16 protein-coding genes are annotated in these 24,303 nt (G+C 34.7%); 7 read left to right on the top strand and 9 right to left on the bottom strand.

Translation table 11 applies throughout. The features are described from left to right. Positions 1 to 285 precede the first annotated feature (285 nt). The 5 genes from AC6CH4_RS16715 (at position 286) to AC6CH4_RS16695 (ending at position 7,419) form a co-directional block, all read left to right on the top strand. Positions 286 to 1,371 (top strand): SGNH/GDSL hydrolase family protein, encoded by a 1,086-nt coding sequence (locus AC6CH4_RS16715; protein ID WP_498104930.1) that lies wholly within the window; start codon positions 286 to 288, stop codon positions 1,369 to 1,371. Then, complete coding sequence (locus tag AC6CH4_RS16710; RefSeq protein ID WP_498104928.1) at positions 1,361 to 2,740, top strand: sialate O-acetylesterase; 1,380 nt, start codon at positions 1,361 to 1,363, stop codon at positions 2,738 to 2,740. Before AC6CH4_RS16715 ends, AC6CH4_RS16710 begins: the two co-directional genes overlap by 11 nt. A 271-nt stretch (positions 2,741 to 3,011) precedes the next feature. Further along, positions 3,012 to 5,306 carry a beta-glucosidase BglX gene (gene bglX, locus AC6CH4_RS16705; RefSeq protein ID WP_498104926.1) on the top strand — a complete coding sequence of 765 codons (2,295 nt, stop codon included), beginning with the start codon at positions 3,012 to 3,014 and terminating at the stop codon, positions 5,304 to 5,306. Between the two features lie 313 nt (positions 5,307 to 5,619). Continuing rightward, entirely contained in the window at positions 5,620 to 6,576 is a 957-nt protein-coding gene (locus AC6CH4_RS16700) for an aldo/keto reductase (RefSeq protein WP_498104924.1), read from the top strand. A 33-nt stretch (positions 6,577 to 6,609) separates the two neighbouring features. Then, positions 6,610 to 7,419, top strand: coding sequence for a hypothetical protein (locus AC6CH4_RS16695; RefSeq protein WP_498104922.1), 810 nt, complete (start codon positions 6,610 to 6,612; stop codon positions 7,417 to 7,419). A gap of 14 nt (positions 7,420 to 7,433) precedes the next feature. Here the strand turns inward: AC6CH4_RS16695 and AC6CH4_RS16690 are convergent, their stop codons facing one another. The 9 genes from AC6CH4_RS16690 to AC6CH4_RS16650 all read right to left on the bottom strand — a co-directional run bounded on the left by AC6CH4_RS16690 (position 7,434) and on the right by AC6CH4_RS16650 (position 19,595). Continuing rightward, a complete protein-coding gene (locus AC6CH4_RS16690; protein WP_498104920.1) occupies positions 7,434 to 9,413 on the bottom strand; it encodes a retaining alpha-galactosidase in 1,980 nt (659 codons plus the stop codon). Positions 9,414 to 9,560: 147 nt separating this feature from the next. Further along, positions 9,561 to 10,856, bottom strand: coding sequence for a glycoside hydrolase 5 family protein (locus AC6CH4_RS16685; RefSeq protein WP_498104918.1), 1,296 nt, complete (start codon positions 10,854 to 10,856; stop codon positions 9,561 to 9,563). Between the two features lie 24 nt (positions 10,857 to 10,880). Continuing rightward, positions 10,881 to 12,605 (bottom strand): alpha-L-arabinofuranosidase family protein, encoded by a 1,725-nt coding sequence (locus AC6CH4_RS16680; RefSeq protein WP_498104916.1) that lies wholly within the window; start codon positions 12,603 to 12,605, stop codon positions 10,881 to 10,883. A gap of 173 nt (positions 12,606 to 12,778) precedes the next feature. Next, a complete protein-coding gene (locus AC6CH4_RS16675; RefSeq protein ID WP_498104914.1) occupies positions 12,779 to 14,026 on the bottom strand; it encodes a glycoside hydrolase family 26 protein in 1,248 nt (415 codons plus the stop codon). A gap of 4 nt (positions 14,027 to 14,030) precedes the next feature. Then, positions 14,031 to 14,588 carry a hypothetical protein gene (locus tag AC6CH4_RS16670; RefSeq protein WP_498104912.1) on the bottom strand — a complete coding sequence of 186 codons (558 nt, stop codon included), beginning with the start codon at positions 14,586 to 14,588 and terminating at the stop codon, positions 14,031 to 14,033. Between the two features lie 47 nt (positions 14,589 to 14,635). Continuing rightward, on the bottom strand, positions 14,636 to 15,823 hold the full coding sequence (locus AC6CH4_RS16665) for an AGE family epimerase/isomerase (protein ID WP_498104910.1): 1,188 nt from the start codon (positions 15,821 to 15,823) through the stop codon (positions 14,636 to 14,638). Positions 15,824 to 15,829: 6 nt separating this feature from the next. Then, the gene (locus AC6CH4_RS16660) at positions 15,830 to 17,020 is read right to left on the bottom strand and encodes a glycoside hydrolase family 130 protein (protein WP_498104908.1); all 1,191 of its coding nucleotides are present in this window, start codon (positions 17,018 to 17,020) and stop codon (positions 15,830 to 15,832) included. A 28-nt stretch (positions 17,021 to 17,048) separates the two neighbouring features. Next, complete coding sequence (locus tag AC6CH4_RS16655; protein WP_498104906.1) at positions 17,049 to 18,440, bottom strand: MFS transporter; 1,392 nt, start codon at positions 18,438 to 18,440, stop codon at positions 17,049 to 17,051. A 36-nt stretch (positions 18,441 to 18,476) separates the two neighbouring features. Continuing rightward, the gene (locus AC6CH4_RS16650) at positions 18,477 to 19,595 is read right to left on the bottom strand and encodes a glycoside hydrolase family 26 protein (RefSeq protein WP_498104904.1); all 1,119 of its coding nucleotides are present in this window, start codon (positions 19,593 to 19,595) and stop codon (positions 18,477 to 18,479) included. A 322-nt stretch (positions 19,596 to 19,917) separates the two neighbouring features. Here AC6CH4_RS16650 and AC6CH4_RS16645 point away from each other — a divergent pair, with 322 nt between their 5' ends. Together AC6CH4_RS16645 and AC6CH4_RS16640 are read left to right on the top strand one after the other, a co-directional pair. Beyond that, the gene (locus AC6CH4_RS16645) at positions 19,918 to 20,796 is read left to right on the top strand and encodes a helix-turn-helix domain-containing protein (RefSeq protein ID WP_498104902.1); all 879 of its coding nucleotides are present in this window, start codon (positions 19,918 to 19,920) and stop codon (positions 20,794 to 20,796) included. 312 nt (positions 20,797 to 21,108) lie between these two features. Next, the gene (locus tag AC6CH4_RS16640; protein WP_498104900.1) at positions 21,109 to 24,303 is read left to right on the top strand and encodes a SusC/RagA family TonB-linked outer membrane protein; all 3,195 of its coding nucleotides are present in this window, start codon (positions 21,109 to 21,111) and stop codon (positions 24,301 to 24,303) included.

Genomic DNA, 24,303 nt, shown 5'->3' with positions numbered 1-24,303 from the left:
TTTTAGGTTCTTCTTTTGATGTAAAGCAAGAACATAAGATGAACGTTGAAAATATAGAGATGTAAAAGAATGATTTCATTTTTAAGATGTTGTTTCTATAAAGATAGCTTGTTTTTAAATAGGAAAGAAGTGCTTTAAGATGGCTTTGTAAGAATAAAGAATAAAATTTACGGTTTTGATGTATTTATGTGGTGTTTTTTTATTGCATTTTGACGTTTTAGTATCTTTCTGTCTTCTACATTTCAGATATATTTGTGAATACTATTTCTATTTAACAAATAAATTATGTTTATCAGAAAATTACCGTTTTTAATTTTGTTTTTGCTGATTTCGACTGTTTCTATTTCACAAAACACAAATACTTTTTTATATGCAGGCCGGATTGAAAAGCTTCAAAATGACGCTGTTGTTTTAATCGGAACGGCTTCCTCAGTATCTTTTAATTTTACCGGAAATGAATGTTCAATTAAACTTCAAAGTGTTGATTCTTATGAGCATCATAATTATGTTGATTTAGTTTTAGACGGAAAATACATAGGAAAAATTAAAATTGAAAAAGGAGATATACAATCTTTCCCGATAAAAGTTACTTCAAATAAAAAGGAGCATCGTCTCGAAATTTATAAAAATACCGAAGCACATTCCGGTGGCATTTTATTTGCAGGAACGACAGCAAAGCTGACTTCAATTTCATCCAAAAAGAAAAAGAAAATTGAATTTATTGGCGATTCTATAACCTGCGCGGCAGCTAGCGATTCGGTTGATTGTGAGAAAGGAGAATACATGGATCATCATAATGGTTATTATGCTTACGGACCAGTGCTTTCGAGAGAAATTGATGTTGACTATTTAGTGAGCTCCGTGTCTGGAATTGGGATTTACCGAAACTGGAATGACGAGAACAAAGACGAGGCCATTATGCCCGATGTTTATCAAAATTTGTATTTGACCAAAGACAATTCAAAGCCTAAATATGATTTTGCTTTTCAGCCCAATATTATCAGTATTGCTTTAGGAACGAATGATTTTTCTGGCGGAGACGGCAAAAAAGAACGTTTGCCTTTTAATGCCGAAAAGTATGTTTCCAATTACATCAATTTTATAAAAATGCTTTATGTTCATAATCCAAATGCACAGATTGTGATTACAAACAGTCCAATGGTTAACGGAGAAAGAGCAATTGTTTTTGAAGATTGTCTGAACAAAGTAAAAGAAGCATTTTCTGCGGATAAAACACATAAAGAAATCCAGATTTTCAAATTCAAGCCGATGACGCCGAAAGGATGTTTAGGACACCCGGATGTTGCGGATCAAAAAGTAATGGCTGATCAATATGGTCCGTTTTTAAAAAAGCTGTTAAATGAAAAATAATATATTTAAGTTTGTTTTCTTTCTGATGATTTCCAGTACTATGATGGCAAACGTTTCCCTTCCGAATATTTTTGGTGACAATATGGTGTTACAGCGTAATTCTGAAGTGAAAATTTGGGGTTGGGCCAATCCAAAGGAAGAAATTAAATTGGTTTCGAGCTGGAACAATCAGGAATATAAAGTTGTAGCGAACAATCAGGCGCAATGGGAACTTCATATAAAAACGCCAGAAGCGGGTGGCCCCTATACCATTTCTATAAAAGGATACAATGAAGTCATTCTAAAAAATATTTTAATTGGAGAAGTTTGGGTTTGCGCCGGACAATCCAACATGGAAATGTCAGCAAGCTGGGGAATTGACAACGGCGAGGAAGAAATGAAAAATGCTGCGAATCCCAATATTCGTTTTTTTACCGTTCCGAAATTAACGGCAACTACACCTCAAAATAACCTTTTAGGAAACTGGACCGAATCGACTCCGGAAACTATGAAATACTTCAGTGCTATTGGCTACTTCTTTGCCAAACGCTTACGTGAAGATTTAAAAAATGTACCAATCGGATTAATTTCATCTAATTGGGGCGGAACTCCGGCTGAGATCTGGATGCCGGAAGAAGTCGTTCAAAACGATCCTCTTTTATTAGAAAATGCAAAAAAAATAAACGAACAAGAATACGGACCAAGACAACCCGGACGTGCCTACAATGCGATGATTTATCCTTTTATTGGATTTAAAATTGCAGGAACGCTTTGGTATCAGGGCGAATCAAATGTTGGTTCTTTGGTTTACGACAAAACATTATCGGCTTTAATCTCTTCCTGGAGAAAAGCCTGGCAGGACGAATTTCCTTTTTATTTCGTCCAAATAGCGCCATATAAAACCGGTAGCAACAACTTCTCAAATGTTACGGTTAGAAATTCTCAAAGAAAAGCTCTGAGTGAAGTTCCGAAAACCGGAATGGTCTTAACTTCTGATATTTCAGATACAATTGATATTCATCCAAAAAACAAAAAATCGGTTGGAATTCGTCTGGCAAATTTGGCTTTGGCCGAAACGTATAAAGTCAATTCCAATTTAGTAAACGGACCACTTTACAAAGACATTAAAATTGAAAAAAACAGAGTAACAGTTTCTTTCGATTATGCTGACGGCTTATATTTCAAAAACAAAACATCCAATCAATTTGAACTGGCTGGAGCCGATGGAACCTTTTATGCTGCAGAAGCTTCTATAAAAAACAATGAAGTGGTTTTGACAAGCAAGAAAGTTCCAAACCCAACGAAAGTGAGATTCGCCTGGGGAAATACAATACAACCTGATTTGTTTAATAAAGTGAATTTACCGGCTTCTTGTTTTATAACGGAGTGAGATCTTAGAACATAGAAAATAGAGAATAGAATATAGAAGATAGAGGAAAGAGTCAAGAGGAAAGATTTGGAATTTAGATTGTTTGCGCATTTTATGTCATCCTGAGGAACGAAGGAACACACTAGAAACTCGACAAAGATTGACGACGCTGCTTACGTAATCCCTTGTGTGTCCCTTCGTTTCTCAGGATGACAATATTGCGATAACCTCGCAAAGTTTTAAACCTTAGCATCTTAGTTCCTTAGAACCTTAGCACCTTTAAAAAACCACTATGAAAAATAAAAAATTACTAATTATTGGCGTTATAGCCCTGTTTACTGGAAATATGAATGCACAAAAAAAGCCCTATCTCGATAAAACTAAAACCATTGAAGAACGTATTGATTTGCTTTTACCTTTAATGACTTTGGAGGAAAAAGTGGGGCAGATGAACCAATACAATGGTTTTTGGGATGTTACGGGGCCGGCTCCAAAAGGCGGAACTGCAGAATTGAAATACGAACATTTGCGAAAAGGCTGGGTTGGTTCAATGCTGACGGTTCGCGGTGTTAAGGAAGTTCGTGCGGTGCAGAAAATTGCGGTGGAAGAAACCCGTTTGGGAATTCCGCTTATTATTGGTTTTGATGTAATACATGGCTATAAAACGTTAAGCCCGATTCCGCTGGCAGAAGCGGCGAGTTGGGATTTAGAGGCTATTAAAAAATCGGCGGCGATTGCGGCTGATGAAGCTTCGGCATCTGGAATTAACTGGACTTTTGGTCCGAATGTCGATGTGGCAAACGATGCACGCTGGGGACGTGTGATGGAAGGAGCAGGAGAAGATCCTTATTTAGGAAGCAAAGTGGGTTATGCTAGAGTAAAAGGTTTTCAGGGAGAAACTATCGCTGATTTGGCTAAAGTAAATACAATTGCAGCTTGTGCCAAACACTTTGCGGCATACGGTTATGTTGAAGCAGGATTGGAATATAATATTGTAGACATCAGCAATTCTAAATTGTATAATTCGGTTTTGCCTCCTTTTGAAGCGACAGTACAAGCTGGAGTTCGAACGTTTATGAATTCTTTTAATACTTTGAATGGCGTTCCGGCAACCGGAAATGCATTTTTACAAAGAGATATTTTAAAGGGAAAATGGAAATTTGATGGTTTTGTGATTTCAGATTATGCTTCGATTCGTGAAATGATCGCACACGGTTATGCCAAAGACGAAGCTGATGCAACTGCAAAAGCCGTAAATGCAGGTTCTGACATGGATATGGAATCGTATTTATATGTCGCAAAACTAACTGGTTTAGTGAAAGAAGGAAAAGTAAAAGAAGCTTTAGTTGACGATGCTGTCCGTCGAATTTTGAGAGTGAAATTTGAATTAGGATTGTTTGATGATCCATACAGATATTGCGACGAAAAACGTGAAAAAGCTACGATTGGAAGTAAAGCCAATAATGACGGTGTTTTGGACATGGCTAAGAAATCTATTGTTTTATTGAAGAACGAAAAGAATTTGCTTCCACTGAAGAAAACAGGACAAAAAATTGCTTTGATAGGTGCTTTGGCAAATGATAAAAACAGTCCATTAGGAAGCTGGAGAATTGCTGCAGATGATAATTCGGCTGTTTCAGTCTTAGAAGGAATGCAGCAATACAAAGACAATCAATTAACTTTTGAAAAAGGAGTTGATTTGTTGTCGCAAAAAGCTACTTTTTTGACAGAAACTGTTTTCAATACAACTGATAAAAGCGGATTTGAAGCAGCAAAAACAGCAGCTAAAAATGCTGATGTTGTGGTAATGGTTTTAGGAGAATATGGTTTTCAGAGTGGGGAAGGACGCAGCAGAACAGATCTTAATTTACCAGGATTACAGCAAGAATTGTTAGAAGAAATTTACAAAGTAAATCCGAATGTGGTCTTGGTTTTAAATAACGGTCGTCCGTTGAGTATTCCTTGGGCTGCAGAACATGTTCCTGCGATTGTTGAGGCTTGGCATTTAGGAACTCAAACCGGAAATGCAGTGGCTCAGGTTTTATATGGAGATTATAATCCGAGTGGAAAATTGCCGATGTCGTTTCCAAGAAATGTTGGGCAGGTTCCAATTTATTATAATAAATACAGCACAGGAAGACCAATTGACAGTGATAAAAATGTTTTTTGGTCGCATTATATGGATGTGGAGAAAACATCTCAATTTCCTTTTGGATTTGGTTTGAGTTATACCAAATTCGATTATAAAAATCTGAAAATAAACAAAACTGCTTTTTCAAAAGGAGAAAAAGTACAAATAACTGTTGAGGTTACCAATTCAGGAAATTATGATGGAAAAGAAGTCGTACAATTATACATTCACGATGAGTTCGCCAGTATCATTCGTCCGATAAAAGAGTTAAAAGGTTTTGAATTAATAAACCTGAAAAAAGGAGAAACGAAAACCGTGACTTTTACTTTAACAAATAAAGAACTTGGTTTTTATGATAACGAAGGGAATTATTTAGTAGAAGAAGGAACTTTTAAAATTATGGTTGGAGGAAGTTCTGACAAAGGTTTGGAGAGTGGTTTTGAAATAAAAGAATAAAAGTTTTTTTGCCACAAAGGCACTAGGGCACGAAGTTTTTAATCTTGCAAAGCAATAAAATTTTTCTGCATAGCCCCTAGCTTCAGCTAAGGGAAACAAGATTTGAATAGAGAAGGGCTTTAGCCAAACTAGTAACAGTTTGGCTAAAGCCTTTTCGTTTTATCTATTTTCATCCAGCTAAAGCTAGACGCTATTCAATCTTAACATTTAAAAATTAAACTTCGCGTCTTTGCGAGATTAAAAAAAGACAGCTTTATTTATTACTTTTTTTTACCTTTAAAACCTATTAAACTACAACCATTAAATAAAAATAATGAAATATAACAGATGTGGAAAAAGCGGGTTATTGTTACCTGAAATTTCTTTAGGATTATGGCATAACTTCGGATCGGTAGATAATTTTGATAATGCCGAAAGTATCGCTGTGGAAGCTTTTGATAAGGGAATCACGCATTTCGACCTAGCCAATAATTATGGACCGGTTCCAGGTTCTGCAGAAACTAATTTTGGTAAAATCCTATGGCATAATTTTCAGGGAAATTTACGTGATGAAATCATTATTTCGACTAAAGCTGGCTACACCATGTGGAATGGACCTTATGGAGATTGGGGGTCAAGAAAATATCTATTGTCGAGTTTAGATCAGAGTTTAAAGAGAATGAAAGTCGATTATGTCGATATTTTCTATTCGCATCGTCCAGATCCGGAAACTCCGATTGAAGAAACCATGATGGCTTTGGATTATGCCGTAAGAAGTGGAAAAGCTTTGTATGTCGGAATCAGTAATTATTCGGCAGAGCAGACTAGGGTTGCAGTTGATGTTTTGAAACAATTAGGAACACCTTGTTTGATTCATCAGGCAAAATATTCAATGCTGGAACGTTGGGTTGAAAATGGTTTATTAGATGTTTTGGAAGAAAAAGGAGTGGGTTGTATTGCTTTTTCACCTTTGGCACAAGGATTACTAACCGATAAATATCTTAACGGAATTCCGGAAAACTCAAGAGCACATAATCCAAATGGGCATTTGAAAGAAAATGAAGTTACAACAGAAAGAATTCAGAAGTTAGTTCAGTTGAACGAAATTGCTCATAATAGAAACCAATCTTTAGCACAAATGGCTTTGGCTTGGTTGCAAAAAGATAAACGAATTACATCGGTTTTAATTGGAGCAAGTTCTGTAAAACAATTATGCAACAATATTGATTGTTTGCAAAATACGGAGTTTACGACAGATGAATTGAATGCGATTGAAGTTATCTTGAAATAATCTTTTTAGATAATCAAGTAGAGATATAGTTTTATGAATGAAATTTTATTTACTGATCAGGAGCTAATTCATATAATAGAAAAAGCTAAAGATCCAGAGTATTCGCGATTAAACCTTTTGCATGTAGGAGAGAATAAATTATCAATTAGAGGTGTTTCACAAGTTAATGGATTGATATTGGCGTATGGTAATGAATCGACAGGTTACAAACATATTGATCAAAGACATTCTTATTATTCAAGAAAACCATATTGGCAAAATGATAGGATGGATAACCCAACAAAGTTTAGCCATGCTATAGCTCCAATTAATTATCTCTTTATTGCTTCTCAGATTTTTAAGCCTGAAAATAAAAATTTAGAAAAGAACAATAAACCTGAAGTTTTTGATTTATTTATTGGTTTTAGTAAGGATCGATTTGGTATAGGCTTAGAGTATAAATTACTTTTGTATAAAGACACAAAAGTAATACACACTTTCTTTGTAAATGACAATAAGAAACCATTCAATAAAAAGAAAGTAATCAATTTAAGGCAAGGATGGGTTAGTTCTAAACACGATTTATTTAATTGTATTCAAACATTTGAATTTTCTTATTTTAATAGTGATGATATTGCTAGGTTTAAGGTTATAATACGATATTTAGAAGTTCATAGAAAAGAGAAATGGTATATTCAAGCTAATTCTAATGATGGAATTCCTTGTTTTACGGCTTTTATAGAAGAATTTTCAATTAAGTATACAGAGTCTCCACCATCGAGAATGTTACAATTAGATTTTGTCGATGTATTTTGGGTTGAAAAAATAATAAAGAAGATGATAGAAGAAAAATATCCTCTATAATTAGAGGATATTTTTTATTTTATAATCATCGCCAATCCACCACCGCTTGCCAATCGATATTTCAGTTTCGTTGTCGAATCAACCGTAATATTTTCTTTTTTATAATCTACAGCCGATTTATCAGCATTCATTCCATCGGAGAAAATTGCAGCTTCAAATTTTTTACCTTTTTCAAGGAAAGAAAAATCAATTGTTATTTCTCGGGAATCCCAATTTGTTATAGCACCTAGATACCAAGTATTTGCTTTTCTGCGGGCGATTGCAACGAATTTTCCAACTTCACCATCCAAAGCCACAGTTTCATCAAAAGTGGTTGGAATCTTAGCAATAAAATCTGTGCTTTCCTGTTCCTTCATATAAGCGGTCGGACTATCGGCCATCATTTGCAAAGGTGCTTCAAAAATCGTGTAAAGTGCTAATTGATGACATCTTGTTCCCTGACTTACCGGATTCGAATTATTTGGTTTGAATTCGCTTTTAGTAGTATTTCGCATCGCACCGGGAGTATAATCCATCGGCCCCGCCATCATTCTGATAAACGGAATTGTACAATCGTATAACGGAACATCATCATTTGGCGTCCATTTATTGTTTTCTAATCCTTTAACGCCTTCAAAATTGAGGATGTTCGGATACGTTCTCTGAATTCCGGTTGGTTTGTACATGCCATGAAAATCTAAAAGCAATTTATATTTAGCGGCTTTTTCAGCAATAGCATAAACAGAATTTACCATTTTAGCATCATCACGATCAATAAAATCAACTTTAAAACCTTTGATTCCAAGTTTCGAATAATTCTCAAAAATACCTTCTATATTTTCATTCAATGCCATCCAGGAACTCCACAAAATAATGCCGACGTTTCTCTCTTTTGCGTAAGCGATTAAAACTTCCAAATCAACATTCGGATTGTGTTTCATGATATCGGTTTCAACGCTCCAGCCTTCATCCAAAACCACATATTCTACCTTGTTTTTTGAGGCAAAATCAATGTAATATTTATAAGTCTGGGTGTTGATTCCCGCTTTAAAATCGACGTTATAAATGTTCCAGTCATTCCACCAATCCCAGGCTACTTTTCCGGGTTTGATCCACGAAATGTCTTTTATTTTGGATGGCTCTGATAATTTCTGAACCATGTCATTATTGGCTAATTCGGCATCATTTTCAGAGATCACAATAATTCTCCAGGGGAAATTTCGTGTTCCTTTAGTTGTAACCAAATAATCAGCTCTTTCGGTAATTAGTTTGTTGAGGTAATTAAAACCGCCATTAATTTCTTTTAACGGATATTTTGAAAAGCGAGATTCAAAACCAGATTTTGAGCTATTATTAGTAACAAACAATCCCGGATAATCTTCAACATTCGCTTCTAGGAAAACTGCCTTTTTATGGTTTTTATAATCAATTAAAAAAGGCAAAAAAGCCAAAGTATCTTTTGTAAATTCGCTTACTTTCTTGCCTTCATAATGCGATTCAAAAGAAGAAATATAAGGATCTTTCGGATTTCTCAAATCTCTGACATACGGCATCAGCGTATTGTAATCCTGATCGAAATTTAAAACTACTTCTTCGTTTTTTATTGTAATGTCTTTTTTCTTTTTAGTGATAAATCGATACGCAACACCGTCATTAAAAGCGCGATATTCAATGCTAAAATCATTTTTAAAATTTAAAACTAACTGATTGTATTTATTCTGAACTGATTTCTTTTTGTAAAACCGAGATTCAAATGAAGTAGCAACACTTTCTTTCTTCGAATTTAAAACGACTGGTTCTTTTCCTAAAATAACATTTTCATCCAAAGTCATAGACATTTCAGAAGGAGCCAAAATCACATCTTTTTCATGCGAAATGTTCCATGAAATTTTATCAGTTACCAAAATCTTGACTTCAATTTTTCCATCAGGAGATTTCAAAACAAAATCTTGTTTCTTCTGTGAAAAAGAAAGATTTACAAAAACGAAACAAAAAAGAATAAAGATTTTTTTCATGCTGGAATGTTTTTTAAACCATATAGTGATATAAGTTCATTTAAATATAGCTCAAAGTTTAGCTTATATAGCTTATATGATTTAGAAAATATAAGTTTAGTATTGAGCAAAGTTTAGCCTATAATCACTTAGATGAACTTATATGGTTTAATTTTTTTTTAATTGGTCGTTATATTTTTTTACGATATTTAATGTCGATATATCCGAAGAAAAAACCGAATTCAATCCTTGTGGTTCCTGCGGAGGATCAGTCGTCAAAGGATCGCCCGGACTCCATTTTCCACTTTCATTTATGGCTTTTCCTTCACCGCCAAAACCCCAGAAATTGGCGCCTTGCAACGGTCCATTATTTTTAACACTTTCAGCAACTCTTCCAAAAATATAATTGTAGAAAACATCGCGGTTTGCAACCGATGCTGTTGGTAATAAACTTTCATTTTCTCTTCCTAAACCAAATTCTTCAATAATTATTGGACGTTTTAAATGATTTGCCACGGCCACATGTTTGTCAATATATTTTCCGGCATTTTCTAAAGTTGTTGGTAATGTTTTCTCCGCATTATCTGCTTTGAACCATCCCCAGTTTTTTGGCCAGATGTGCATAGTCAAATAATCAATATTCGGATTTTGATGCGTTCTCTCAAAAATCCCAATATCATCATTCGAGCTGTTCAATCCTTCCGAACCAGTCGAAATCAAATGGTTTTTATCCAAACTGTCCATTAAATTCACAATATTATTCAGCCAAACCGTAAATTTCGCTTCATTTTCAACGGTAAAAAGTCTCGGTTCATTTCCAACTTGCCACGCCATAATCGTATTATCGTCCGTATATTTTTTATGAGAATAAGGATTTGTTCTTCCCGTAATAAATTTCACATGATTTTCTAAAGCCTGCATACAAGGTTCGCAACTGTGAAATTGTTCTGTATACGCCATAAACTGAGGCCAGGTATTCGGTGCAATTCCCGGAACCGGAACCGGACCTTTGCCATTCCACTCTAAATATTGTGACATCCCGCCAGACCATTCCCAGTTGTTTGTCAGGTATAAAACTGCGTACATTTTACGTTTATGCATTTCATTCATCAGGAAATCCAATCCGTCAAGCAAATCTTCATCGTATTTTCCTTGTTCATATTGCAAAGCCGGACGAACAGTAAAATCGTATTTTCCGCCGTCGCCACCCACTAAAACTCTTAAGTTGTCAATGCCATTTTTCTGCATTAAATCGAGTTCTCGTAAAAGTCTTTTTCGGTCACCGATTTTTTTCGAAGCCAATAAACTTCCGTACCAATAATTCGTTCCAATGTAAGCGTACGGTTTATCTCCTTTGTAAAATTGTGTTCCTTTTACGGTAATTCTTGGTTGTTCCTGAGCCTGACAACTAAAGTTTACCAGGCATAAGGCAAGAAGCACTAATTTTGAAATTGAATTTTTCATTCTTATTAAATTGATAATTTTAATTTATTTTTTTTCAATAACCACAAAAACAGAAGACCTTGCGGGTAAAGTTACATTTGTTCCATTTGTTATCAAGGATGAAAAAGGCTTAATAGTGGCGTAATTTGTTGGTCCGCCTGCGGTCAAGGTTGGTCCGTTTCCGTTAATGATTACTTTTCTTGAGAATTCTCCATTATCAGTATCGCCAATTAAAGTATACCAAAACATTCTTTTACCCGTCAGGAAGTTATTCAATTTTAACTTTATATTTATGGAAGTTGTCGCTTTATTTACAAAGGTCAAACCTATTTTTCCGTCAGAAAATGAGGAAGCATATACTTCGTAATTTCCATTACTGTCTTTATCAGCCTCTATTAAACGATCTCCCATGTATTTTTGAAAATAATACATGTGATAAAATGCCGGACGAGGATTTCCTCTCGGAATATTAGGCTCATCTCCGTTGCTAAACATTCCGTGATCATCTCCATTTGCCCAGCCGTTTGCCAAATCCCAACGTGCTGCAAGGCCAATTTTGTTTTTTAAAACTTCTCCTAAAATCAAGACGGCGTGCATTCCGTTGATGTGTGATACTTGTTGTTTGCTTCCGATTGAGAAAATATTCCATTCATCTAAAGCAAAAGGTTTAATTTCATTACTGGTGGATGTCAATGCATTTTTGCAAAAAGTCATCATGTCAGCCGTTACTTTTTTAGGAGTTTCTAAGATTTCAGATGCAGGGGCATTTGTATTGTAGTTGGTATAGTAATTATGAATTACATAATAATCAGCTTTGTTTTCAATGTTTTTTAACAGTTTGTCATTCCAGGTTTTATAACAATCCGGTAGATAACTTGCAGGGGGACTTTCGACCATTATGGCACCAATTTTAATATTTGAGTTTCCAACAGCAGATGCAGCTTTTCGCATTGCATCGGCAATTATTTTAAAGTGTTGCGCATATAACTGGCCATTTAATAGTTCAGGTTGTCCATCTTTATTGTTGGCTGTATTGATTCTGTAACTTGCTTCCCAATCGGCATAAACTTCATTTCCAATTTCCCAATATTGTGTTCTTCCATTGTCGTACGTTACCCAGTCAGCTGCTAATTTTGCTGCATCCGCAACAGGATTTGCGCCTGTTCCGTATCTGGCATAACCGTAGTTAATGGTAATAATTCCTTTACTGTTTGTGGATTGTAAAAGCTGGTAATAATTATCTAATGAAATGGTCCAGTCTTCATCATTTTTTCCGAACCAGAAACCAGAGTTTTCTTCCGTTCCATCAGCCTTCATTAATTTTGAAGGTGCTGTTGAAGGATTGCTGCTTGCATTCCAAAAATAGATATCACTAATGCTTCCGCCGGGAAATCTAATAATATTTGGTTTTAGATTTGAGATGTCAGTTACTAAAGCCGTATTTGTAATTAATTTACCCGACCATAAATTGGCATTATTTCCGTAAATTGAAGAGGGAATTTTTGTTATTACGTTAGCATAATCAACAGTTACAGTTGAATTTGTTGCTTCAGGAATAGTTGCATCTGTAAAGCTGGCTGGAGATGTAAAGTTTTTGGTTGCCCAATTGTCCAGAAAAAAACCAATAGTATTTGCTATAGTTGGATCTATTTGTTCTTTTATTACGGGCTCCTCCGGGGTTGGAGTTGGATCAGAAGAATTTTCATCTGATTTTGAGCAGGAGCATTGCAACAAAATAATTGTAAATGCTATAAGGGTTAATTTTTTCATCTTGACTATTTTGATATTTTACAAGCTTTTTCATTTCGACGAAGGAGAAATCACACTAGAAATTTCGCAATCAAATTCGTGATTCCTCGTTCTTCAGAATGAAAAAAAACGATAATAAATCTGTGTAAATCCAGCTTAAATGCCGGTCATCTACATGCCACTTCCCCACTAGATTATTTCGGCAATTCATACATCTTCGGCAAAGAATTCAATAATGCCGATTTTGGCTTTTCTGTGAACGTTTTAAAATCAGCTGCATTTGGTACAGAACCATTCGGTACAAAATATGCTTCTTTACTATTTGTCCAAAACATTACATAACTTATCGAAATAAGAGGGACATCAAATGTAGGATGATCGTTTAATGCTGTGTATAAATAATTAGAAAACCAATCTGTAATAGGCGGAGTTGTTGCTGTAACCTGATATCCTGTTTCGGTCAATGCCGCAATTTTAACTTTTGTATAAGCCAAAGTCGATATCATTTTTAATTTTAAATTGGCATTTTTGGCGCCAGTAAGGCCTTGATTGTTAAAGTCGCCATAATTGTCCATTCCTAAAACATCAACATAGGCATCTCCGGGATATCGGCTTAAATAAGATTCGGATGTCGAATACGAGTTATCAGGCGAAAACGCATACAAAACATTATGAACGCCTTTTGTGTTTTTTAAATAATCAACTGTAAATTTATAAGCAGTTTTGTATTCTTCGGGCGTACAAAAATTAGCACCCCACCAAAACCAGCTTCCGTCAAATTCATGAAAAGGTCTGAAGATTATCGGAATCAATTCTCCTTTTGAACCTTTTAGATTTAAAAATACACTGGCCACTTTATCCAGTTTTTTCTTGTACCATTCGTGATTTGCTCCGCCAGGTAAAATACTTTTAAAAGCAGTATTTTTTTGTGCCGATGTCATATCGGATGCATAAAAAGAATCTTCGTTATTAGGTTCTCTTAAATGCCAGCTAAAAGTGTTGATAATGCCTTTAGCGTAAGCAAGTTTTACATCACTTATAGTTTTTGTTTCCTGTTGATAAAACCAGTTATCAGACTGATTATTATTGTTTTTATCTGTAATAAATATGAAATCCGAACCTAAAACGGCTGGATCAAAGCCTGTATTTTTCTTAATGTCAGATTCTCCTGCGGCATCCTGATAAAAATTATTAAATGCATCCTGTTGTCCAATGGCAACTTTGGATTCACCTAGTTTTTTTAAATTATAAAATAAAGCTACAGTTTCTGGAGTGGCACCTTTATCTACAATAAATTTTGTTACGTTTTGAGTGGTTATTTTAGTATCGTCTACGGGATTCGGGTCGATCTTTTCAGGGTCTGATTCATTATCCGATGAACAATTCACCAATGTTAAAATCGACAAACTTAAAAATGCTATTTTGAGAAATGTTGTTTTCATTTTTTTAATTTTCTGGATTTGCTGTAACCGGGTTTAATTTAGAATATTCTTCTTCAGATAAAGTAACAGCTTTTACATCATCAAAATAAATAGAACCGCTAGTCTGCGCCAAAGCCAGCATTATTCTTATTTTTTGTGCACCAGCAGGAGTCTTAATTGTTTTTTTGTAGTTTGTCCAGGGATTAGACCCTTTTACTTGTGCAATCGCTTCTGAACTAATTTGCTTTTCGGCATTGTTTGTAAATTCAGCAATCATAGCTCCTGCATTGTAGGCTTCTTTTCCTCCTTCAATACCTTCTGTTTTAATCCAGACACTAAACGCTACAGCATAAGTGTTTTTAGGAATCGTCATTATTTGGTCAATTGCCTTCCATTCGTTTCCAACAAATTGATTAATCACAGCGCCGTTTTTTCCTGTCTTTTTATCATAGGGAGAAATTGTCGCAACATCACCACGCCAATTGATTAATTCGGATTCAAATCCACCGTTTTTAACCAGATTGGTTTGGGCATTTGTTATTGCAGTTAGAAATAATAAACTAAAAAATAAGAATTGTTTCATAATCAAAATTTTTAAATACAATAATTTGTCTTTTGCTGTAAGGAAGTTTAGTCTTTTATTCTTAGAATTAGTTCTAAACACGCGCGGCTGTTATGATAAGGACATTTCCAAAAACCAGCTTTATCTTTTTCGATCAAGGAATAATCACGGTAAATTCCCCAAACCCATTCTCCGTTTTCCTGGTCTAAAATGTGTTTTTTAATGAAATCCCAGTTTTTCAAAACCAGGTCTAAAAATTTTTCATCACCGGTTAATTCGTAAGTATTATAAAAACCAATTAAAGCTTCGGCCTGAACCCACCAATGTTTTTCAGCAGTTAATTCGTTGTTTTTTGGATCTAATTCATACCATAAACCTCCATCTGTATCTAAACCTTCCTGAGTAACCTCAGCTATTTGAATAGCATGTTTTTTATAACTGGCAATTAGAGTTTCATCTTCTGAAATTTCGGCACATTGCAATAAAAGCCAGGCTGCTTCAATGTCGTGTCCGTATGAAATGACATCCGGTTTTTCGATCCAGTTTTCATCGAAAAATAAACGAAGATGTCCGGTTTTGGTATTAATGAAATATTTTTCTATTGTTTCTAATAATTCGATGCTGTCTTTTCGAAGCGTTTCATCTTTCCATACTTTAAACAAATTTGCATAAGCCTCAATAATATGCAAATGTGTGTTCATTGTTTTTTTTTCGTTGGCATCTTTATCGCTTAAACGTAAATCTTCAATGGGCTGCCAATCTCTTGTAAAAGCTTCGAAATAACCTTTGTTTACAGGATCGTAGCTATGTCTTTGTATTTGTAAATATAAGTTTATAGCTATTTCTAAAGCTTTTTCTTCTTTAGAAATAGCATAATATTCAGTTAATCCATAAATCGCAAAAGCCAAAGCATAAATCTGATTTTTAGTATCTTTTGGCGTTTTATCAGTATTGATACTCCAAAATAAACCTCCAAACTCTGCATCGTAAAAATATTTTGAAAGAAAGTCAAAAGCTCTCGTCGCTAATTTTTTATGCTCTTCATTTTTAGTAACCTGATAGCTGGCAGAAAACGACCATAAAATTCGGGCATTCAAAACAGAACCCTTTTCAGCAGTAGCAATCGTATGATCGTTAAAATCAATCTGACCAATAAAACCTCCATTTTGATTGTCAATCGTATTTTTTGACCAATACTTCAGGATAGCATCAAGTTCGGCAGTTAATTCTGATTTGAGTTGCTTTTGTTTTGACACGATAAATTAAATTGCGTTATTTTTTTCAATTTGACTGATGATTGTTTTCACAGATCCTGCAGAAATAAAAGTATCTGCCGGAGCGTTCATAACATAGTCAACTAGTTTTGCAACTGATGAAACCGCAACATGCATTCTCGTATCTGATGAAGCATAGTATACATAAACTGTTCCGTCGTTATCTTCAATCCACCCGTTAGAGAACAGAACATTCGATACGTCGCCAACTCTTTCAATGCCTTCAGGTCCCATAAAATGACCGGCAGGAACGTGTGTTACTTTTGTAATATCATTCAAATCGGTCATGAACATATAAAGCGTGTAGCGTAAGCCTGCAGCGGTGTTACGAACCCCGTGTGCCAAATGCAGCCAGCCTTTTTCGGTTTTGATCGGAGCAGGGCCAAGACCATTTTTTAATTCATAAATAGTATGATATTGTTTTCCGAAAATAATTCTCTCCTCTTTTACAACAGGATTTGTAATGTCATCAACATAACCTAAACCAATTCCACCACCAGCTCCAACATCGATAAATCCATCTTGCGGACGTGTATATAAAGCATATTTTCCGTTTACAAATTCCGGATGCAAAACTACATTTCGCTGTTGTCCGGTGTTCGAAATCAAATCAGGAAGTCTTTCCCAATTCACTAAATCTTTAGAACGCACAATTCCTGCATTGGCTACAGCCGAACTTGTATCGCCTTTTGGTGCTTTCGGATCTTTTCTTTCAGTACAAAAAATGCCATAAACCCAGCCGTCTTCATGATTGATTAAACGCATATCGTAAACGTTAGTGTCCGGCTCTGCAGTTTGCGGAATAACGCATGGTTTCTCCCAAAACTTGAAATTATCGACACCATTTGGACTTTCCGCAATAGCGAAAAAGGATTTTCTGTCAATTCCTTCAACACGAACAGCCAATAAATATTTACCGTTCCATTTCATGGCACCGGCGTTAAAAGCAGCATTCATTCCGATGCGTTCCTGCAAAAATGGATTTGTTTTTTCGTTCAAATCAAAACGCCAGTTCAGTGGCACGTGAGCCGCTGTAACTACTGGTTTTTTATAGCGTTGATATATGCCGTTTCCAGCATTTTCTTCAGGAGCATTTTTTTGCTCTATAAGGGTTTTATGTTCTCTTTCTAATGCTACTTTTCTATCCTGAAATGTAGTGGAAGTGGCTATTGTTGTCATATTAATCAATTTCTGTATCTGTATAATTTTAAATGGTCTGGTCTCTTTTTTCGTTTAAATCTTGTTCTATGGTTTGCAGTTTTTCTTCAGATAAGGGATAAAACAAAATAAAAGCGACTGATATAAAAGCTGCAATTGCAGGAAGTATGCTTAACATTAATTGAATTCCGTTTTGGGCAACAGCAGTTTGTTCGACATTGGCCTGAAATCCATAATAACCTAACAGCCATCCGGCTCCGGCACCTCCAATGGTCCAGCCAAATTTTTGTGACATAGATGAAGCAGAGAATACTAATCCTGTGGCTCTTCGGCCTTGTTTCCATTCTGAATAATCGGCGCTGTCAGCATACATTGACCAGATTAATGGGAAAATGCAACCTGCACAAATGCTGATTAAAACCTGAAAACTCAGAATTAGGAAAATATCCTCTTTTCCGAAGAAATAAAACACTAAACTCAAAATGGCAGCTAAAGCCATGGCTCCAAAAAAGGTTTTTTTCTTCCCGATTTTATTCGCAATAGGTGTTGCGATAATAACGCCGATGATGTTGGCAGCCTGACCCAAAACCAAATAAATAGAAGTTGGAGTCATGTGAAAATCTGTTCCGAAAAGTGAAAAATCGAAGTTGATACTACTGCTTACATAATATTTAAAGTAATAAACGGCAGCTCCATCGCGGATAGAATTGAAAACTAAGGCACCAATTCCGGCTCCCAGCAAAATCCACCATGGTTTATTTTTTAATAAGTCTTTTAAATCTTCTTTTAAGTTGGATTGTTCATCAGAAATTGGTTTCACTCTTTCTTTTGTAAAGAAAAAGCAACCCCAGAAAAAAGCAGTTGTGATCACTCCAAAAACGGCAATCGTAGCCAACCAGCCTGATTTAGAATTTAGGCTTCCACCGAAATAATTTACCAGAGGTTCAATTAGCCAAAGCGCCAATAAACTTCCGCCAAAAGCAAAAACCATTCGGTAAGAAGATAAAGTGTTTCTCTCTTTTCGGTCAGACGACATTACGCCCAAAAGTGATGCATACGGTACGTTGATTAATGAATAAATCATCATCATTGCCGAATACGTTACGTAAGCATAAATTATTTTCCCTTTTTCGTCAAAATCGGGTGTGTAAAAAGTTAAAACTCCAATTACGGCAAAAGGTATGGCAACCCACAATAAATAAGGCCTGAATTTTCCCCATTTGCTTTTGGTTCTGTCGGCAATGATTCCAACAATTGGATCAAAGCAGGAATCCCAGATTCTGGTGATTAAAAACATGGTTCCTACGACAGCAGGTGCCAATCCGAAAACGTCGGTATAGAAAAAGAGCAGGTACATGCTGAAAATTTTCCAGAACATGGATGATGCAGCATCTCCAAGACCGTAACCTACTTTTTCTTTTAAACTAATTTTGTCGTGCATTGGGTTCTTTTTAAAGGTTGTAATTAGATTTGGTTATTATTTTAATGCTTTCTGAATGTCTTTTTCAAATAAGGTTTTGTCAAGATTATAAAAATCGACAAAATCTTTTTCACTTATTTGTCCAGTGTATGGAACGTAATAATGCATTTTTTGTTCTTTTTCCTGCCAGCCATGATTTCGCCATAATAAAACATAAGATATCTTGTAATCGCCAATAGCTTTTGATAAAGTACCTGTCCACCATTTTGGGTCGGGAATTGCTTCGTAACCTGCTTCTGCGACAGCGATTAATTTGTGTTTTTCGATCCCGATTTCGTTTACTATTTTAAGTTGATTCTGAACTTCATTAATGAATTTCACACCTTCTTTATCGTCATTATTCTGATACGAATCGAAGCTTAAAATGTCAGCATAATTATCACCCGGATAATGTACTAAAAAATCTTCTTTTGAGTTGAAACTGCTGGTGTTGTAGACATAAATTAAATTATGGACGCCTTTTTTCTGAAGGTAGTCAATAGTAAATTTCCATAAAGTTTTAAATTCTTCAGGAGTACAATTTCCCTTTCCCCACCAAAACCAGCCTCCGGTAAGTTCATGATAAGGTCTGAAAAGAATTGGAATGTTTTTTCCTTTTTTATCTTTTAAGGATAAAAGATAGTTGGCTGCTTTATCTAGCCAAAGGGTAAATTTTTGATGGTTTTCTCCGCCCGGTAAAACTGTTTTTGCAGCATTTGGAGTATTATCCCAAGCACTTTTTCCGGTTGCGGGATTGTCAAAATGCCAGCTTATGGTTGTAATTCCGCCTCTTTCATGACTTTCCTCTATGTATTGTTTCATTTTTGTAAATGGAATTCCGTCTATATTATTAGGACTGCCTTTTTCCAGGCCTGCCAGATCCCAACCATACACAGCCGGATAATCTCCAACAACATCTTTTATATCACTTCTGTCCTTTTCGTATTTCCAGTTTACGCCATAGGCAAGATCATCCTGATGTCCAAATAAATAACCTTTTAGGGCTAATTGGTTTAGTTTTTTATAAAGAGAAACAGTTTCAGGTGTCGCTTTTTTATCTGAAAGTGACAAATTAGTATTAGTAACAATTGCTTTAGAAGAACATGAAGTTCCTATAAGTATTGTAATTATTAGCATTTGTATATTTTTTCTCATTATAAGTATAGTTGTCTTTCAGTATATAAGTGTAAAAGTAACAATTGATAAATGTATTATAAAACTGTCACTTTTTCAATCTTTAAATCAATATTGTTTATTGGTTAAAATTATTAAAACTTTAAAAAGTTATTATATTAAAAATGATTAATGTTTATTATTAAGCTCCTTTTTATAAAAATGATAATTCTATTTTTCAAAGATAATCGGATGTTTATCGCATAATTAATATTATTTTATCAATTATATATCATATTATTGCAAATGGAAAGTCACAAGTTGTTTAAATAAATACCTTTTAAAGATGAGTAGTGCTAAAAATTTTTACAGAGAAATTGCTCCGCTTTCAGCTGGAGACAGTTTTTTAGTTTTCGATAGAGTTAAAGATAGTTTTGATTTTCCGGTTCATTATCATCCGGAATTTGAAATCAATTTTATTTTAAACGGAAAAGGAGTGAAGCGTGTTGTTGGAGATAATATTGAAGAAATCGACAGCGTTGAATTGGTTTTAATTGGTCCAAATTTATATCACGGCTGGGAATTAAGTAAATGTACCAGTAAAAAAATTCACGAAATTACAATTCAGTTTCATAATGATTTATTTCATGAATCTTTATTGTCCAGGCGAATTATGAATCCGATTCGCGATATGTTCAATCGTTCCATTCATGGTATCTTATTTTCTAAAAAAGTGGCAGAAGAATTAACTCCAAGACTTGTAAGACTTTCTAAATTAGATGGTATGGATTATTTTTTGGAAATTACTTCCTTATTATATGATCTGGCTAATTCAAGAAACCAACGATTGCTTTCAACTTACACAGTCGACTATGATACGTTTGATGATTATGATAAAATGAAATTAGTTTATGAGTATGTGCAAAAACATTTTGCTGAAAAAATTACGTTAGAAGGTGTGGCGAATGTTGCCAGCATGTCAATAATTTCTTTTAATAGGTTTATTAAAAAACGTACCGGAAAAACTTTTGTGAATTATATTAACGATATCCGAATTGGATATGCAGCGCGCTGGCTTGTTGAAAAGGATATGAGTGTTTCAGAAGTTGCTTTTAAATCCGGATTCAATAATATTGCCAACTTCAATCGTAGTTTTAAGGCTATTAAAAATTGTACCCCTAGCCAATATAGAGAAGATTTTTCTGGATTAAAGCGTATTTTGTAATGATACTTTTTTTGCACAAACAAATATTATTTTTAACGAAATCGTTTGCTTTTTTGCTGATTCGTTAATTTTTATTTATAGTTTGTATTGATTCAGAGGAGTGTAATTGAGAAAAATGCAATTTTTTATATATTTTATTTTCATATATGTTTTTTTAAGAAGATATAGTAAAAATATTATCATTAAATGATATAATACTATCGATTTAATGTTTTGTTCTGTTATAGATTTGTTAAATAATTTAGAAAATAAATCACACGCATTTTATTACTTGATTATGAATAAAACAATTTAAACTAACCAAACTTTATTATGAAAAAACTAATGACTAACTTTATTCATTGGAATGCTAACCACAGAGCAGTTCCTTTGATTTTATTCTTATTACTGAGTAATTTTATTACCGCTCAGGTAAAGGTTTCGGGAACCGTTTCTGATGAGAAGGGGCTTTCTATTCCAGGTGCGAATATTTCGGCTGTCGGATTGAAAACAACAGTTTCAACCGATTTTGATGGTAAGTATACTATCGATGTTCCTGCAAATACAACTTTGCTATTCTCTTTTATTGGTTTTGATACGCAAAAGATAGCCGTAGCAGGAAAAACAACTATAAACGTAGTTTTAAAATCTAATGTAGAAGATTTAAAAGATGTGGTTGTAATTGGTTATGGTACCCAGAAAAGAAAGGACGTAAACAGTGCAATTTCCAGCATTAGTTCCAAAGATATGGAAAATTTAAAAGTTGCTTCATTTGACCAGATGATGCAAGGTAAGGCTGCCGGAGTTGTGGTAAACAGTAATTCAGGTGAGCCGGGAAGTAACGTTTCAGTTAGAATTAGAGGGGTTTCGTCTCTGACTGGTACAAATGAGCCTTTGTATGTAATTGACGGTGTGCCAATTTCTGGGGATGCCCGTAATTCATCTACTTCTGGACGAAATGCACAGGGAAACAGCAATTTCTCTAATAATGGTAATATTACGCAGAGCCCGTTAGCTCTTATTAATCCTAGTGATATTGAATCTATTGATATTTTGAAAGATGCTTCGGCTACAGCAATTTATGGTTCACGTGGAGCGAACGGGGTTGTAATTGTTACTACAAAATCGGGTAAAAAAGGAACTGGAAAATTGACTTTCGAAAATTCTTATTCTATAAGCAATTTGCCGAAAAAATTGCATTCTATGAATTTGCAAGAATATGCAACTCATCAAAATGCTTTGTCTGATGTTTATGATCCGTCGTCAAAACGTCCTGAATTTGCTCATCCGGAACTTTTAGGAAAAGGTACTGATTGGCAGGATGCAATTTATGAAACTGGAATTATGACTTCGAACCAATTGTCTTTTTCAGGTGGTAAAGAGGGAATCAGCTATTATATTTCTGGTGGCGTTTTGAATCAGGAAGGTATTGTAATTGAATCAGGTTTTAAAAGATATAATGTTAGATCTAATATTGATGCAAGAGTTAATAAATTCATTAAGGTAGGGGTAAACATTAGTGGAGCGCTTACAGACGAAAAATTGACTTTGAATGGTCAGTTTAACGGAGTTGTTGCTACTTCTTTATTAGCTACTCCTGATGTTGCAGTTAGAGAGTTGTCTGGTGCTTTTTCAGGACCGCCTGCTGGAGGTAACACATCATTTGTAAATCCGGTAGCGACCTCTTTGTTAGGTTCAAATACTTTGGTAAGAAAAAATTATTCAGGAAATTTCTATACTCAAATTGATATTGTAAAAGGTTTAGAATATCGTTTTGAAGCGGGTGGATATATGTATGATAATTTAGGAGAGCGATTTGATCCTATGTATTCATTGGGTAATGCAGTAAAAAGCTTTGCTAATTTATATTACAGTCCTTCAAGTGGTAATTCATGGAACTTAAAAAATATGCTTACTTACAGAAATACTATTGGTAAACACAATTTTACAATTTTAGCTGTTCAGGAATCTAACAGATCACATTGGGAGGGTTACACTATAACAGGAGAAGGTTATAAAGATAATAACGACAAATCTCTTGCCGCTTCAGATTTGCCTAACGCAGTTACTAGTGGAGTGTATTCCGGAACTCAAACTTTAGCATCTTATTTAGGAAGGGTAGTTTACGACTTTGGTGATAAATATAGCATTTCCGGAGCTGTAAGAACTGACGGATCTTCAAAATTCTTTGTTGGAAACAAATGGGGTGTTTTTAGTTCTGCTAGTGGTTCATGGAAACTTTCTAATGAATCTTTTATGGAAGGCACTAAAAAATATGTTGATGGTATAAAAATTAGATTAGGTTGGGGACAAACAGGAAACAATCAAATTGGAAATAATTTGTATGATTCAAACCTGCATTTGGTTATTAGCTCAATGGGAACTTCTTATTTACCATCAAATACTCCTAATAAAAATTTGAAATGGGAAACTCAGGATCAGACGAATTTAGGATTAGATTTTAATATGTTTAAAGCGAAACTTACAGCTTCTATAGATGTCTATAAAAAGGTTTCTAAAAATTTCCTATATCAGGTTCCCTTACCAAATTTCCTTTCCGGTGGTGGTGATTATGAAGGTGGTGTAAATCCTCCTTACTTTAATCTTGGAAATATGGAAAATAAAGGTATTGAGGTTACACTTGGTTATACTCAAAATTTCTCTGAAAATTTCTCATGGAATGGTAGTTTGAATTTTACTAAATATGTAAATGAGGTTACTGATATGGCAGGATTAAATATTGTGAGAACAATGGGAACTCTTGCATATAATACGGTAACTGTATCCAGAACTACAGAAGGTTTACCAATAGGTTCATTTCTTGGATATGAGGCTTTAGGGATTTACAGAACAGACGAAGATTTGACAACTTACGGTCATACAAATGCTACAGGTACGAAAGTAGTTTTGAAAAACGGAACCAATTCTTTGCTTCCGGAATTTCAAAAAGGAGATGTTATTTATAAAGATTTAAATAACGATGGTATTATTGATCAAAACGATTTGAAAGCCATTGGAAATCCAAATCCTAAATTTACTTACGGATTTACAAACAATTTTAAATACAAAAATGTTGATTTATCTGTTTTTCTTCAAGGTACAGCTGGAAACAAGTTAATGAACCTGACTCGTTTGTCGGGGACTTTGAATAATGGTACCGGAACTAATTATTTGACTGAAGCTGCAGATTTTTATTCTGCTTCAAATGTTAATGGCTCTTTGCCGAGACCATCAACGTACGATAATATCAATAATGCAGTATCATCACGTATTATTGAAGATGGATCTTATTTAAGAATTCAAAACGTAACCTTAGGTTATTCTTTACCTTCAGACATGATTTCAAAACTTAGTTTATCAAGATTGAGAATTTATGCTTCCGGACAAAATCTTTTCACTTTTACAAAATACAAAGGTTATGATCCTGAGGTAGGTGCTTACAACCAGGACGCCTTGTTGTCAGGAGTTGATAACGGTCGTTATCCAGTGCCTAGACAGATTACTTTTGGTTTTAATGTTGAATTTTAA

It is taken from the genome of Flavobacterium sp. GQ95, from assembly GCF_059758655.1.
This window is presented reverse-complemented; position numbering and strand designations above follow the sequence as displayed.

What these genes read in the sequence shown, in the direction of transcription:
- AC6CH4_RS16660 (WP_498104908.1), bottom strand. Translation starts at nt 17,020, where the DNA reads ATGACAACAATAGCCACTTCCACTACATTTCAGGATAGAAAAGTAGCA.
- AC6CH4_RS16645 (WP_498104902.1), top strand. Translation starts at nt 19,918, where the DNA reads ATGAGTAGTGCTAAAAATTTTTACAGAGAAATTGCTCCGCTTTCAGCT.
- AC6CH4_RS16695 (WP_498104922.1), top strand. Translation starts at nt 6,610, where the DNA reads ATGAATGAAATTTTATTTACTGATCAGGAGCTAATTCATATAATAGAA.
- AC6CH4_RS16715 (WP_498104930.1), top strand. Translation starts at nt 286, where the DNA reads ATGTTTATCAGAAAATTACCGTTTTTAATTTTGTTTTTGCTGATTTCG.
- AC6CH4_RS16650 (WP_498104904.1), bottom strand. Translation starts at nt 19,595, where the DNA reads ATGCTAATAATTACAATACTTATAGGAACTTCATGTTCTTCTAAAGCA.
- AC6CH4_RS16710 (WP_498104928.1), top strand. Translation starts at nt 1,361, where the DNA reads ATGAAAAATAATATATTTAAGTTTGTTTTCTTTCTGATGATTTCCAGT.
- AC6CH4_RS16640 (WP_498104900.1), top strand. Translation starts at nt 21,109, where the DNA reads ATGAAAAAACTAATGACTAACTTTATTCATTGGAATGCTAACCACAGA.
- AC6CH4_RS16690 (WP_498104920.1), bottom strand. Translation starts at nt 9,413, where the DNA reads ATGAAAAAAATCTTTATTCTTTTTTGTTTCGTTTTTGTAAATCTTTCT.
- AC6CH4_RS16670 (WP_498104912.1), bottom strand. Translation starts at nt 14,588, where the DNA reads ATGAAACAATTCTTATTTTTTAGTTTATTATTTCTAACTGCAATAACA.
- AC6CH4_RS16655 (WP_498104906.1), bottom strand. Translation starts at nt 18,440, where the DNA reads ATGCACGACAAAATTAGTTTAAAAGAAAAAGTAGGTTACGGTCTTGGA.
- bglX (WP_498104926.1), top strand. Translation starts at nt 3,012, where the DNA reads ATGAAAAATAAAAAATTACTAATTATTGGCGTTATAGCCCTGTTTACT.
- AC6CH4_RS16680 (WP_498104916.1), bottom strand. Translation starts at nt 12,605, where the DNA reads ATGAAAAAATTAACCCTTATAGCATTTACAATTATTTTGTTGCAATGC.
- AC6CH4_RS16675 (WP_498104914.1), bottom strand. Translation starts at nt 14,026, where the DNA reads ATGAAAACAACATTTCTCAAAATAGCATTTTTAAGTTTGTCGATTTTA.
- AC6CH4_RS16685 (WP_498104918.1), bottom strand. Translation starts at nt 10,856, where the DNA reads ATGAAAAATTCAATTTCAAAATTAGTGCTTCTTGCCTTATGCCTGGTA.
- AC6CH4_RS16700 (WP_498104924.1), top strand. Translation starts at nt 5,620, where the DNA reads ATGAAATATAACAGATGTGGAAAAAGCGGGTTATTGTTACCTGAAATT.